Raw genomic sequence first — 14,145 nt, 5'->3', positions numbered from 1 at the left:
CCGCCGATGACCGGGAATGGCTCAAATTACCGGAGCGGGAGGCGAAGGACTTGCGTCGGGCGACCTCTACAAGGTGGAGGGGATCCACAGATGAGGAACGCCCTAGCAGAGGTAAGTACCGAGCAGCGCGTCACGTCGTACGATGCCGAACATCATTCGGCCGTGAACCGCGTCTTCGTTGACGATGTTCAACACCTAGACGTTACGGGGGGCCATGTGTCGTTCCTGCCTGACGAGCAGTTCAGGCTGGAAGCGGACGGTATCTGCAAACGACCATTGTCCTGCGGGATAAGAAGTGTGTCAGACCGCTCCGCAGCAAAGAAGGCGACCGGCGCCTCGCCGCTGCGGCCTGCCGCGCTTTTGCGACGTGGCCGCAGGTGAAGCGCCAGCCGGCGTTGCAGTTCAGCTGCTGCCGATCCTGTGCCGCTACCGGTACGACCGTAGCCGGGCCGACTCCGGTCTGCGTGATGGCGGGCGTGGCGATCGAGCTCCGGCAACAACAGCGGGTTGCCGGCGTTCGCCCGCCATCGATCGGCAACATGTCGGGAAGGTTCGCTCCTCGTTTCGCTCCCTCAAAACCGCCGATGCGGTTGGTCAGGCATTTCTCAGATCACGGCGAAATCAAGCTGGTAGGATCGGCCCGCCTGCGCGGTGAAGACCGTCCATGGTCCATCCCGGCGCATCCGGATCGTTGTCCCGTCGTCGCGGATCGTCGTGATCCGCTGCCCCGGCGGCGCGAGGATCGCCTGATCGCCGGTCCGCGATGCGGTCAGCATGGCGTCTTGCACCGCACCCGCGGTCCAGCGCAGGTCGACCGTCGCCCCGCCGCGCGCGCGCAGTCCGGTGACCGCTCCGTCCTTCCATGCAGGCGGCAGCGCCGGTGCGAAAGCGATGCCGCCGTCATGGCTCTGCACCAGCATCTCCGCGATCGCGGCGGCGATGCCGAAATTGCCGTCGATCTGGAACACCGGCCGCGGATTGGCGGGGTGGGTGTCGAACAGGTTGGCGGCAAGGCTCTTGCGGACGAACTGGTCGACCGCATAGCCGGCGTGTTCGCGGTCGCCCAGCCGCGCCCAGATGCACGCCGACCATGCCCGGCTCCACCCGGTCTGCGCGCCGCCATTGGTCTCGCGCCGCTGCATCGACACCTGCACCGCCTTCGCCCATTTCGGCGTCTGCCGCGGCGTGAACTCGCCACCGGGGTAGAGGGGATAGAGGTGCGAGATATGGCGCTGGCCCGGCTCCGGCTCGGCGAAGTCGTGCGACCATTCCTGCAACTGGCCGTACCGGCCGATCCGGTAGGGTGCCAGCGCCGCGGCGAGCGCGGTCAGCCGCTTCGCGAACGCGGCATCGGTGTTCAGGATCGCGGCGGCGGCGACGCAATTGGCGAACAGTTCGCGGGTCAGCGCCAGGTCCATCGTACATCCCGCGCTGACCGCCGCGCGCTTGCCGTCGGGGGTGAGGAACATGTTCTCGGGCGAGGTCGACGGCGCGGTCGTCAGGTAACCGGTGTTCGGGTCCTTGATCAGCCACGCCGCGCAGAACTCCGCCGCGCCGCGCATCAGCGGATAGGCGGTATCGCGCAGATAGGCGACGTCGCCGCCAAAGGCATAATGTTCCCACAGGTGCTGCGCCAGCCACGGCCCCGCCATCGGCCAGTTCGCCCAGTTGGGGTCGCCCTTGCCCTCGCCCACCGGATTGGCGATCGCCCACAGGTCCGAATTGTGGTTCACGCACCAGCCCGGCATCCCGAAATAGCCCGACGCGACCCGACGCCCGGCGCGCGCGACATGGGTGATGAAGTCGATCATCGGACCATGGCACTCCGCCAGATTGGCGGTCTCCGCGTGCCAGTAGTTCATCTGGATGTTGATGTTGGTGGTGTAGTTGCAACTCCATGGGGGCCGGACCATGTCGTTCCAAATGCCCTGAAGATTGGCAGCCTGCGTGCCCGCACGCGAACTTGCGATCAGCAGGTAGCGGCCGAAGTTGAACAGCAGCGCCGCCAGCGCCGGTTCGGGCACCCCGTCATTGTCGCTGCGGCGGCGGTTGGTCGGCACGTCGTTGCGCGGCACGCCGATCGCCAGCCGGGACCGACGGTATAGCCGGCGGTGGTCGGCGACATGCGCCGCCTTCATCGCGTCGAACGTCTTCGTCCGCGCGGCGTCGATCTGCGCGGTCGCGGCCGCGACGATCTCCACGACCGGGCGATCCGGCGCAGCATCGAAGGAGCGGAAGCCGGTGCCGGTCGCGATCCGCAGCACGATCTCGCTGGCGCCGGTGACCGTCACGGCGTCGCCCTGCGCGGCGACGGTGCCGCCGGTCGCCGCGACGTCGACGATCGCGGCGAACGCCATGCCCCTGCCGGGCACCGGGTCGTAGATCACCGGGTCGGGCACGTTGCGATATTGCGGCTGCGACACGGTCGGCGCCTTGCCGGTCAGCACGACGCGCGAACCCGTCGCGGCCACCGTCCCCTGCAACGGCGTCTTCAATCCCACGCGGCACGACAGCGACCCCGGCCGGTCCGCCGATAGCCGGATCACCATCACCTGATCGGGATGCGACACGAACATCTCGCGCCGATGGCGGATACCGCCCTGCGTATAGCCGACGCTCGCCACCGCGCTGTCGAGATCGAGCGCGCGCCGGTATGCGCCGACCGCACCGTTGCCGGTGATGTCGAGGATCAGGTCGCCGAGCGGCTCGTACGCGTTGCTGAACGGGCCCTGCATCTGCTTGCTCAGCCCGTCGGCGTGGACATAGTCGCCCGCGAACACCGCCTCGCGCACCTGCGGCAGCACCGCGAGCGCGCCGGGATTGTCAGGGTTCGACGGCTGACCCGACCACAGGCTATCGTCGTTGAGCGACACGATCTCCCGCGCGACGCCGCCATGGACCATCCCGCCGATCCGGCCGTTGCCGATCGGCAGCGCCTCGATCCATCCATCCGCCGGTGCATCGAACCAGATCAGGTCGTGTTCGCCGATCGTGGCGGGGCCGTCCGCCGGTGCCGGTGCGGCGACCGCCTCTACGACGGTGCCGGCCGGTCCGACCATCGCAGCCATGCCGCTTTTCAATAGACCACGCCTGCTCCAACGTATCATGACGTACCTTCTTTCAGAACGATCGTATTTTCATCGAATGCGACAGCGACGCACCAAAAATTAGCATCCGACCTTGTTTCGCGATATATCGTCGATGGACATCATCCGTACGAAGTGCCCGGCGGTGATCGTTTGATATCATGCCGCGCCGTCTGCGCGCATCGTTACCGACATTGCCCGGCCGTTATAGGGTACGTCCCGCGTCGCTTTTTCGCCGGACAGCACGATGTGAAGCTGTCGCAACTGGACCTTTGCCATACGCGAACCGCGCGGCGCGGAGATCGACAGCGTCCGGTCGCGGTCGTTCCACGCGAAGTCGACCCAGGCGAACCGGCCCTCTTCGTACTCATAGCTGGTGCCGTCATCCTCATACAGGCTGAACCGGCCATCGGCGCCGGGATAGATGCGCAGTTCCAGGTCGGCGTTGGTCGCCTGCACCGTCGATTGCGCGACCGGCCCGAGGGGCACGATGCTGCCCGCGCGCGCGTGCAGCGGGACACGGTCGATCGTCGCCGCGACGCGGTGTTCGGTGCCGCCGGTGCGGCGCTCGCCCGTCCAGAAATCGTGCCAGCCGCCCGCCGCCTCGGGCAGGTAGACCGGCCATTCGGTGACGTCGGGCGCCAGCACCGGCGCGACATGGAACGCGTGCCCGAACATATAGGCGTGGCGCTGCGCCATCGCGCGGCCGTCCCGGGGGAAGTCCATGACCAGCGGCCGCAACATGCTGGAATCGCGGTGGGTCACCAGCGCCGCCTCGCTATAGACATAGGGCAGCAGGCGGTATCGAAGCTCGATCAGCGCACGCGCCAGCCCCTCGACCTTCGGGCCGTAGCGCCAGAATTCGGTGTCGGTCTGATAGCCATGGACCCGCTGCATCGGCAGGAAGGTGGCGTACTGGANNNCCCGCCGGCATCGACCGTCCAGTACGGCATCCCGGCGGCGGCGAAGTTCAGCCCCGCGGCGACCTGCCGCGCCAGCGTGTCCCAGTCGTTGCCGACATCGCCCGACCAGGTGATCGTGCCATAGCGTTGCTGCGCCGGCGCGGCCGAGCGGGTCAGCGTCAGCACCCGCTTGCCCGGGGCGTCGCGGCGTTGCCCCTCGTATACCGTTCGCGCGACCTGGAGCGGATAGATGTTGCGCACCGTCTCGCCGATCCCGGCCGCGGTCGTGTGGCCGGCCAGCGCATCGTTTTCCGGTTCGACCGCGTCCTGCCAGAAACAGTCGATGCCCAGCGACAGCAGCTTGTCGCGCTCGTTCTTCCAGTAGAAGGCCGCGGCCTCGCCGTTGAAGAAGTCGATCCATTCGGTGCCGGCGACGTAATAGCCGTGCGCGGTCATCTGCTTGCCCAGATCGGTGTCCAGCCCGACCTTCGGCCAGACCGACAGCATCAGCTTCATGTCCAGCGCGTGCAGGTCGCGGACCATCGCGGCGGGATCGGGATAGCGATCGCGGTCGAACACCATCGCGTTCCAGCCGTGCTTGCCCCAATATTCCCAATCCTGCACGATGATGTCGATCGGCAGCCGCCGCTGCCGGAACTCGCGCGCGTTGCTCAGCAATTCTTCCTGCGTATGGTAGCGTTCCCGGCTGTGGACATAGCCGAACGCCCAGCGCGGCGGCATCGGCGCGGTGCCGGTCAACTGGCGATAGGTCGACACGATCCCGGCGCCGTCGTCGCCCGCTACCACGACGTAATCGAGCGCCTCCGCCACCGGCGACCGCAGCACCGTGTCGTCCTGCGCCGCGCCGAAGAACAGGACGGGCGCGTTCCGGGCGTCGCCGATCACCCGCACCCGGTGCCGGCCGGGCGCCAGATCGGCGAACAGGCTGGTCGTCGGCGGCAGCCAGTGATTGGCGAAATCGACCAGCACCGTGCCGTCGATCTCCAGATGATAGCGGTTCGCCATCTCGCTGCCGACGTCGAGCAGCAGCGCGTGGCGGCCGGCATGGGTCGTCTCGAAACTGCCCTCGAACACATTGTCCTGACGGCGCTGCGTGCTGGAGCCGGCGGCGGTCGTCACCGTCTCCTCGCGCCCGGCCCCGGCCGCGGCGGCCCTGGGCAGCGCGACCGAATGCGGCAGGGGGTTGAGGTCGGTCAGCCCGTAATTGTGCCACAACACGCCGTAGCCGGCGCTCGACACGAAGAAGGGCAGGCTGACCTGCGTGTTCACCTGCGTCATCCGCCGCGGCAGCCGCTTGATGTCGAGGAACCCGTCCTGGAACTGGCCGCCGCCGAACAGCGTCTCGCCGGCCGGGCCGACGAAGGTCTGTTCGACCGCCAGCGTCGGCTGGCCCCGTACCGCCGACGGCGCGGCGCGGCCGGCCGGCGCGCGCAGGATCTCATGCCCCCGGGCGTCGGTGAAGGCCAGGTCCCCGGTCGCGTCGTCCAGCGAACAGGTCAGCCGGGCCAGCGACAGGGTCGATGTCCGCTTCGTCCGGCGCACCCGGCAGCGCGGCATCCCGGCGGGCAACAGGAACTGGCTGGCGGGCGCTTCGGCGCCGTCCGGCGACAGGCGGATACGCACCGCATTGTCGCGCAACGGCATGACGCTCAGCATCCCGCCCGGCACGCGGACCTGTAGCGGCGGTGCGGGGGCCTGGGTCACCGCGGCTGCGAGCGGCGGGCCAAGGCCGACGCCGCCACCCACGCCGGCGATCTGCAGAAACGAGCGTCGGTCAACACGGTATGACGGGCTGTTCATATTCCGACCTTCTGGCACAGGTTGCCGCTTATCATCGGCGGCTTGACCAAACCATTCGTTATCTGCGGAAGGCGCTCAGGTAAACGCACGCATCGTTCAGCGACCGCCAGAGCCGTTTCCACCGTCAATGCGGCCGCGGCGTGCGGCGACGAGAGTGCACGTGAAGCTGTACCGTGGCAGGTTGCCGCCGACCCTCGACGCCGACGAGCAGGATGGCGACATTCTTCGGGAATAATGGAATGGCGGCTTTTTCGATGCGATCGCGTTGCGCCGGGATGGGTGGGACCCAGCGGCCGCTGACGCCGAATGGGCCGATCCATGCCCCGGCGGTTCGGGGAAATGCCCAAGCAATGTTGCGCGCGACCTGACCCGCCGGACTTGGTGGACGATCTTTGTCGCGCCGGATCGACCAAGCGCTACCCGCCCGGAACACGGACGGGGAACACGGCCACGATACGATACGCCCGCTTATTTGGGGAAATGGATCCCGCAAAGCTTGTTGCCGTCGGGATCGCGCACGTACGTCAGTTCGATCGTGCCCATGGACGCCGTGTTGCGCGGCCCCGGCGGCGCTTCGATCGAGGTGCCGCCATTGGCGACCGCGATATCGTGGAACTGCTTCACCTGCTCGGGCGAATCGCACGCGAAGGCGACGGTACTGCCGTTCGCGACGGTTGCCGGTTCGTCGTTGATCGGCTGGCTGACGATGAAGTTGGTCCCGTTGCCGTTATTGTAGATCAGACGGGTATGCCCGCTGTCTGCGATGTTGAGCGTCGCTTCGCCAACGCCCAGGGTGCCGAGCACCGTGTCGTAGAAGCGCTTCGATCGCTGGATGTCGTTCGATCCAATCATCGTGTGAAACAGCACTTTATTCTCTCCTGCTCGGGGTATTTTCCAAACGAACCCGAACCGCGTCCGGTTGCACGGTTGCTGTGGGCGGCCATCCAGTTCCTGCACGCCGCTGCTGCGGTCGGCATAGGCGAACCGGGCGGGAGCGAAGTCAGGGCACGCGCCATCGATGCAGCGGTCGCGGGCGCACAACTTTTCGCGAGGGGCCGATCGGACATCGCGCTCTTCGATGCCACGATTGCCAGCTACCGGGCAGTCGGGCTTCTGCCGGTTTGATTGCAGCTGGGGATTGCTGATCGACAACGTGTTATATGCACGGTGCCGGAACCCGGGTTTGTGCCTGTGCGGATTTGGTGTGCTACAGGCGGGATCATGTCGAAATCCCGAATGAACGCCGGAACCGTTACCGTCGATGGTGCCAGCTATGACTGGCACCTGCACAGCGAACCCCACCAGTCGGATGACGAGGGGTGGAAGGGCATGACGATTGCGCTGCTCCAGCAAGACGCCAAGCGCGAAGCGCTGGTCGAATTTCCGCCGCCCAAGCGGCTGCTGAAGGGTTTGCCGCGCGGTCGGCTCCAGCTTGACGATGCCACGATCGCGCGCTGCGTGCGCTCGGCGGTGTCGGCCGGCTGGGAGCCGATGTCGCGCGGCAGGCCGATCGTGGTCATGGTCGACGCCGAAGGCAATTAAGCCACCTCTCTGCCCGCCAGGAAAGCCCGCCCCACCGGGATTTGCCTTGTCAGGAACTGTCGGGCGGGCCAACCTCATCTCAGATGAAGTTACCACCAATTTCCGATGAATATGCCCGCGGACGACGCGATGGATTGCGCATCGCGTTGTCGATCCTCGAAGCGGAGGAAGCGAAGTGGGAAGCGCGGCTCGGTGAGAGCCCATCCTGGCGGACGAACGCGATGCGGGTCATCCGCCACAAGGCGTATCAGGTCGCACGCAAACGCGTGGAGACGGCGCTTCACCGGCTGCTGCCCAAGTCGGAAGCCGCCTTGCCGGGTGAGGTCGCGGAGATGATCGAACAAGCCGGCCTGTAGGTCGATCCGCCACCTTCTCACGTCGGAACGGGGAAGCAAGAGGGAGGCGTACCGGTTCCGGATCGACGCCCTATTCAGATGCCGACCGCATACAGGGCGTGGTGCGCGAGGATATAGAGCGTGCGACGGTCCGGTCCGCCGATCAGCAACTGGAGCGGACGTTCCGGCACGTCGATGCGGCGAACCTCACGACCGTCCTTGTCATAGACCCAGATCTGTCCGTTCGCGACGTAGAGTTCGCCATCGGCACCGCGTGCCACGCTTTCGCCGCCGCGCGGCGCGACGACGCGAAGATCCGTCAGCGCCCCGCCGCGCGTCACCGCGCCGCTATAGGTCAGATTCTCGGACGCGTTGGTCAGGTAGATCCGCTCGCCCACGCGCGCGGTTACCAGCCCGTAGCTGTCGAGCGTATCGGACCAGCGCCAGCCCTGATGATCGTCCGGCCCCTGATTCCACACGCGGAATGCGGGGATCGCGACCGACCCGTCGGGCGATACATAGGCCTGCCGCTTCGCTTCGCCCATCTTGTCGGTGAAGAAGGACGACAGGGGCGGGAATGCGTAGGTCTTGCGATCGATGCGGTCGGCGAATTCGCCGTTCGCCCAGACAATGACCGGCAACGCCATCGCGCTGCCCGCGCGCGGCGCGGTGGCGGCGATCGTGCGGACGGCGTCGGGTGCCTTGGGATCGATGCTGTAGACGGTGCCGTCGCGCCCGGCCCCCGACAGCACCAGCAGCCGCCCCGACCGGTCGACGGTCAGGTTCACCGGGTCGAGGCTCGTCTGGCTCACCGTGGTCAGTCCCTCGGACGGCGACCAGCCATGAATGCGTTGGTGGAAGCGGTCGATGAAGTAGAGCTTGCCCTGCGCATCGGTTGCGCCCCCTGCGATCGAGTAGAACCCGTCCGCCAGCTTGCGCACGCCGGGCGTTACTGGAACCCCGACGGACGCAGCCGGGCGCGGGGTGGCAGCAGGCACGTCCAGTTTCGCGAATTCGCGCTCGCGTACTTCCTGCCCGGTCGTCAGGTCCTTGATGGCGTTCTCGAACGGATATTTGCTCGCCCGGACGAACGTGCCGCAGCCTTCGGTGTCGCAATGGGCATAGGCGCTTTCGGCATTCACATGGACGTTGCGGAAGCGGATGTCGCCCGAATTGAACAGCCGGACGGCGGTGTCCATCGGCTTGGCGGTGCGGGTGACGCGATAGCCGTGATAGTTGGCGAACAGGATGTTGCGGCTGTCGTGGAACTCGGTCGACACCGCGTAGACGCCGTCGCGGACCTCCTGTTCGGTCTGGGGGGCCAGAAACTCCCAATTCTCGACGTTGCGCAGCACGATCTCGTTCTTGAAATGATGTTCGGCCGACAATTCGTAGACGTGGCCGGGGGTTTTGGTGTCGCTGACATAGAAGCCGGTGGAGGCGAGGCCGTTCGGGGTCCAGATCGCGTTGAACGTGCCGCCGCCGCCATCGGTGACCCAGATGCTGGCCTGCTGCCCGTCCCAGCGCGCTTCGGGATCGATGCCGCCGCCACTGGCCTTGCCCTGATTGTAGATGACCGGGCCGTGGATGCGGACGTCGTTGACCATCGACCGTTCGCCCGCGCGCCAGATCAGGTTGGACGCACGCGGGTTCACGCCCCCGGCATAAAGGCCGAGCCCATAGAGGATCGCGCTGCCGCCCCGCGCACTCTCCACCATCGCTTTCGCGTCGCCGATGCCGGCGAAGCGTGGCGCGTTGTCGGGCAGGTAAAGCTGCGTCTGGTTCGGGTGGAGCGCGATCAGGACGCTGTCGGGGCGCAGCTTCAGCGTATCGGTGATGCGGTAGCGGCCGGTCGGGAGATAGACGACGCGGTGGGCATCGACCGCGCGTTGCAGCGCGGCGGTGTCGTCGGTCTGGTCGTCGCCCTTGGCACCGAGCGTTCTGGCGTTCGCCCATTCGCCGACGGGCGGCAGCAGCGGCAATGCCGGCGCGGGGCGTGCCGGGGCAGTGGCGAGCGGCGTCATGCTGATATCCGTTGCGATCTTGCCCATCTCGCCGACCTTTGCGAGCGTCAACCCGTGCGAAAAGTCGGCGACGCGCCACTGCGCGCCTTGCCCGCGGATCGTCCGGCCGCTCTCGCGGAACTGCGCGAAGACCGGCGTATTTACTCCGACCGCATTGTCGAACCCGATCTGGGTGAAGACGCTTTGTTCGCTGGAGATGACGACGCCGGCGCGGCTGACATTCTCGAACCGGACGTTTTTGCCCCATAGCGAGTCCGAATAGCCGCGATCGATCTCGATCCCGACCGGCGTATCGCGGATCGCAACGTTCACCAGCGTCAGGTCGACCTCATGCTCGCGGATCGCCGCGTCGCGCTGGCCCGAAAACTCCGAATCGATCAGCGTGAACTGCCATGCCGGCGACGTCTTTTCAGTGACGATGCCATAGCGGCCACCGAAGAAGCGCAGATTGTCGGCTTCGTTGCCCGCCTGATAGACGCCGGCAAAGCCCGAGCCGAGGCGGAAATCGATATGGCGCAGAAACCCGTGCTGCGCGACGCGGGAACGTACCGCGACGGCACCGGCATTGCCGTTGCCGATCTCGAAGTCGACATTCGCCAACGCAGAGTAGAAGGTCGTCGAGGTCGCATCGAACACCGCGTCATTGGCCGGAACGCTGGTGGGCGGCGGCACCGGCGGCTTGCCGGCGCGATACTGATCCTCGCCGGTGAAGCTCAGCATGGCCCCGATGCCGGTCGCATAGCCCGGCGTATTGTCGCCAAGGACGAAGACGGGACGTGTCGGTCCGATGCCGAACATCCGCACGCCCGACCGCAGGAACACGGTGCGCGAGATGCGATAGCGGCCGGAGGGCAGGAAGACGACGCCGCCCCCGCCGCGCTGCCGGTCGGCGGCGACCGCGTCGATCGCCTGCTGGATCGCGGCGGTGTCGTCCGCGCGTCCATCGCCGACGCCCCGGACCGTCACCGCGCGCGGATCGTCGGGGGCGGTCAGGAACACCGAGGTTGACTGCGCAAGGGCAGGAACGGGCGCGAGCAGGGTCGCGGCGAACAGCAGGCCGTACACCTTCATGGGGGAGGCTCCGTCAATATGGGGTTCCGGGGCGGGTGCCCCGGACAAGTGTCAGGCGGGGTGCGGCACCAGCAACTGCGCCGCGATCGCGACCTGCGTGCGGTTCTGCACGTTCAGCTTGCGCATCAACGCCGTCATGTGCGCCTTCACCGTCGCTTCGGCGATGCCGAGGTCGTGGGCGATCTGCTTGTTGAATTGTCCCGAACGGACGCCGCACAGCACCTTCACCTGTGTCGGCGTCAGTCGCACCGCCGAGCCGATGTCGCAGCTTCGCGACCTCGTCGTCGTGCGCGCTTCCATGGCTGCCCCTTTCATCGCACTCTCCCAAGTGACATCGCCCCGTGCTGCCGCGTCGGGCGGTCGCGGGGCGGGTATGTTTCGTTCCGGTTTGCCCGGAATCGGTTGGACAGGTTTCAGTATGTTCGACTATGACGATCATATTCAAGCGGTTTTTTCCGAAAAACCGATATGATCTGTTGGACAACTCGCACGGCTGACCGCAGCGGGTGCGCTTTGGGGGAGGGTGTCGATGCCGCAGCGAAACATGCGTGGGGTCGCCCGATGACCGGTGGCGGTGACCTGCGGCTGGTCGCAGCCGCGATCGCCGGTATCGCGCTTGCGATCCTGATGATCGTGCGCGGCCGGCTGCACCCGTTCATGGGGTTGCTGTGCGGTGCCTTTGCGGTCGGACTGCTCGCCGGACTGCCGCTGATCGACACCGCAAAGGCCGTGCAGAAGGGCGTCGGTGACATCATCGGCGGCACCGGGCTGGTCGTAGCCCTCGGCCTGTCGCTCGGCGCGATGCTGCATCTGTCGGGCGCGGCGTCGGCGCTGGCCAACAGCGCGCTGCGGCTGACCGGGCCGCGCGCCGCGCCATGGGCGACGCTGGGCATCGCCATCGTGATCGGCCTGCCGCTGTTCTTCGAAACCGGGCTGGTCCTGCTGCTGCCGATCGTGGTCGCGGCGGCCAAGGCGATGGCGGACGGCGCGACACCCGAAGCGCGCGACGCGGCGAAGCTGCGCCTCATCATGCCCGCGCTCGCCGGGTTGGGCGTGGTCCATGCGCTCGTCCCGCCGCACCCCGGGCCGTTGCTCGCGGTCGAGGCGCTGGGGGCCGATCTCGGCCTCACCATGCTGTATGGCGTGGTGATCGCCATTCCGATCGCGATCCTCGCCGGACCGGTGCTGGCGCGGTTCGTAACCCCCGGCATCCGCCTGATCGAGCCGGTGCTCAGCGATCCGGTGATCGACCTGGCCACGCCGTCGCGGGGGCGGGCGATGTTCATCGTGCTGCTGCCGATCGTGCTGATCGCGTCGGGCGAACTGGCCAAGCTGGTGCCGGCCCTTGCCGACTCGGCGATCCTTGCCGCCGCCGCCAATCCGGTGCTTGCGCTGTTGATCGCCAACCTGATGGCGTTGCCGCTCCTGTTCGGGCGGCGGTTGAGCGAGGCGGCGATCCAGGAATCGATCTGGCACGAAACCATGGGCGCGGCGGGCGCGATCCTGCTGGCGATCGGTGCGGGCGGCGCGTTGAAGCAGGTGCTGGTCAGCGCCGGACTGTCCGACCTGCTCGCGCGGGTGGTCATGATGTATGCGATCTCGCCGCTGCTGCTCGGCTGGCTGGTCGCAGTCGGTATCCGGCTGGCCGCTGGCTCCGCGACCGTCGCCACCATCACCGCCGTCGGCGTCATGCCCGGCGTCGTCGCCGCATCGGGGGCCTCGCCCGAGCTGGTCGTGCTGGCGATCGGTGCCGGGTCGGTGTTCTTCAGCCATGTGAACGATCCGGGCTTCTGGCTGGTAAAGGGCTATATGGGCACCAGCACCGCCGATACGTTCCGGACCTGGTCGCTGCTGGAAACGGTGATTTCGGTCGCCGGCCTCATCATGGTCGCGGGACTGAGCTACATCGTCTGACTCGATCAGCGTGACGGAGAGGACGGGCAGCCGTGACGGGCGAGAGACTGGCGGATCGCGCCTATACGGCGATCGTGCGGATCATCAACGAAGAGCATTTGGCTGCGGGCGACCGGCTGCCATCGGAAGCACGGCTGGCCGAGATGTTCGGCATGTCGCGCACCATCGTGCGCGAGGCGCTGGTCCGCCTTGCCGCCGATGGCATTACCGAGGCGCGTCGCGGTGCCGGTTCCTATGTGAAGCGCCGCCCGTCCGAACGGCTCGGCGCGCATGTGCCGCTCGACGGGCTGGCGGCGACGCTCGGTACCTACGAAGTGCGTTTCGTGGTCGAGGCGGAGGCGGCGCGGCTGGCGGCGCAGCGCCGCTCGCACCATGACCTCGACGTGATCGAGAAGCGTCTGGCGGCCCTGCGCGGCGCACTCCTGTCGAGTGCACCGGCGCATGACGAGGATTGGCAGCTCCATCGGGCGATTTCCGAGGCGACCGGCAACGACGCCTTCGTCGCAATCTTCGACCAGTTGCAGGACGGGGTGATGCGGATTCTGCGCGCCGGGGTCGACATCTCGCGCGCTCGCCCGCCGCAGGTGATCGAGGCGATGATGGAAGAACATGACGCGATCGTCGACGCCATCCGCACGCAGGACGGCGACGGTGCGGCACTGGCGATGCGCTGGCATCTGTCACAGGGACGCAAGCGGCTGATGCCGTAGCGATCGATCGCGGCAGTCGACCGGATCCGACGGGCAGGGTCAGCCGACCGGCTTACGCGTGAACGTACCGCAGCACGGCCGCCGCCAACCGTTCGACCGGCCAGCAACAGGGCAACACCAGCGCGCGCTCGTCCGGCGCGGGGCGTTCTAGCGTGGCGAACTGGCTGTCGAGCAGGCTGGCGGGCATGTAATGCCCCGCGCGCGCGGCCAGTCGTTCGGCGATGGTCGCCCGTTCGCCGTCGAGCAGCACGAACAGCAGCGGCACGCCGCTCACGCGTTCGAGGTGCCGGCGATAGTCCCGTTTCAGCGCCGAGCACGCGGCGACGGCGAGGCCATCGTCCCGCACCGCCGCCCCGATCGCCGCGCCGAGCCGGTCCAGCCACGGCCAGCGATCCGCATCGTCGAGCGGATGACCGGCACGCATCTTCGCGACATTGGCAGCCCCGTGAAACGCATCACCTTCGAACGCGGCGCAGCCCAGCCGCGTCGCGAGGTGGTGCATCAGTGTCGTTTTGCCGCAACCGCTCACCCCCATCACGACGACCGCGCGGTGGGCAAGGGCGGCGGGGGGCGATGGTGCGGGCAGGGGGTTCGTCCTTGCTCCCGGTCCGGCCGCTGCGGCCGGGGCGGTTCCTGCGCGGTTCCTGCCCGTATCTGCCGGTACTTACCATCGCGACCTTGGTCGTACCCATAAACCGCGACCATGGTCGTAGATGTTACCGCGAACATCATCCGCTATG

General features: G+C 67.3%; 10 protein-coding genes and 2 pseudogenes. 5 read left to right on the top strand and 7 right to left on the bottom strand.

The window, feature by feature from the left end:
- Positions 1-605: 605 nt before the first annotated feature.
- From ASE91_RS17950 to ASE91_RS17935, 4 genes and pseudogenes are all read right to left on the bottom strand, one after another.
- Positions 606-3,068, bottom strand: coding sequence for a glycoside hydrolase family 95 protein (locus tag ASE91_RS17950; protein WP_056628692.1), 2,463 nt, complete (start codon positions 3,066-3,068; stop codon positions 606-608).
- A 177-nt stretch (positions 3,069-3,245) separates the two neighbouring features.
- Positions 3,246-4,006: pseudogene (locus ASE91_RS21090) on the bottom strand (DUF5110 domain-containing protein); the annotation flags it as partial.
- A 3-nt stretch (positions 4,007-4,009) separates the two neighbouring features.
- Positions 4,010-4,729 (bottom strand): annotated as a pseudogene (locus ASE91_RS21085) (TIM-barrel domain-containing protein); the annotation flags it as partial.
- Positions 4,730-6,277: 1,548 nt separating this feature from the next.
- Positions 6,278-6,676, bottom strand: a complete 399-nt coding sequence (locus ASE91_RS17935) for a VOC family protein (protein WP_056004247.1) — start codon at positions 6,674-6,676, stop codon at positions 6,278-6,280.
- On the opposite strand from ASE91_RS17935, the gene ASE91_RS20310 reads away from it, so the two are divergent.
- From ASE91_RS20310 to ASE91_RS17920, 3 genes are all read left to right on the top strand, one after another.
- Positions 6,665-6,934: a hypothetical protein gene (locus ASE91_RS20310; protein ID WP_200910941.1), complete on the top strand. Its 270-nt coding sequence runs from the start codon at positions 6,665-6,667 to the stop codon at positions 6,932-6,934. The genes ASE91_RS17935 and ASE91_RS20310 overlap by 12 nt on opposite strands.
- 96 nt (positions 6,935-7,030) lie before the next feature.
- The gene (locus ASE91_RS17925) at positions 7,031-7,351 is read left to right on the top strand and encodes a hypothetical protein (RefSeq protein WP_056004253.1); all 321 of its coding nucleotides are present in this window, start codon (positions 7,031-7,033) and stop codon (positions 7,349-7,351) included.
- 83 nt (positions 7,352-7,434) lie between these two features.
- On the top strand, positions 7,435-7,707 hold the full coding sequence (locus tag ASE91_RS17920) for a hypothetical protein (protein ID WP_235530552.1): 273 nt from the start codon (positions 7,435-7,437) through the stop codon (positions 7,705-7,707).
- A 74-nt stretch (positions 7,708-7,781) separates the two neighbouring features.
- Here the strand turns inward: ASE91_RS17920 and ASE91_RS17915 are convergent, their stop codons facing one another.
- A complete protein-coding gene (locus ASE91_RS17915) occupies positions 7,782-10,781 on the bottom strand; it encodes a glycosyl hydrolase family 28-related protein (RefSeq protein ID WP_056628683.1) in 3,000 nt (999 codons plus the stop codon).
- 51 nt (positions 10,782-10,832) lie between these two features.
- Positions 10,833-11,081 carry a response regulator transcription factor gene (locus tag ASE91_RS17910; protein ID WP_056628679.1) on the bottom strand — a complete coding sequence of 83 codons (249 nt, stop codon included), beginning with the start codon at positions 11,079-11,081 and terminating at the stop codon, positions 10,833-10,835.
- 261 nt (positions 11,082-11,342) lie between these two features.
- Here ASE91_RS17910 and ASE91_RS17905 point away from each other — a divergent pair, with 261 nt between their 5' ends.
- Entirely contained in the window at positions 11,343-12,695 is a 1,353-nt protein-coding gene (locus tag ASE91_RS17905) for a GntT/GntP/DsdX family permease (protein ID WP_056628676.1), read from the top strand.
- A gap of 32 nt (positions 12,696-12,727) precedes the next feature.
- On the top strand, positions 12,728-13,405 hold the full coding sequence (locus tag ASE91_RS17900) for a FadR/GntR family transcriptional regulator (RefSeq protein WP_056004265.1): 678 nt from the start codon (positions 12,728-12,730) through the stop codon (positions 13,403-13,405).
- 52 nt (positions 13,406-13,457) lie between these two features.
- Here ASE91_RS17900 and ASE91_RS17895 read toward each other — a convergent pair whose 3' ends face one another.
- Positions 13,458-13,940 carry a gluconokinase gene (locus ASE91_RS17895; RefSeq protein WP_056628673.1) on the bottom strand — a complete coding sequence of 161 codons (483 nt, stop codon included), beginning with the start codon at positions 13,938-13,940 and terminating at the stop codon, positions 13,458-13,460.
- Between the last annotated feature and the right edge of the window lie 205 nt (positions 13,941-14,145).

This window comes from Sphingomonas sp. Leaf62 (assembly GCF_001421915.1).
GTDB lineage: Bacteria > Pseudomonadota > Alphaproteobacteria > Sphingomonadales > Sphingomonadaceae > Sphingomonas.
Note: the sequence above shows the minus strand (reverse complement) of the source record. Positions and strands in the feature narration are given on the sequence as shown.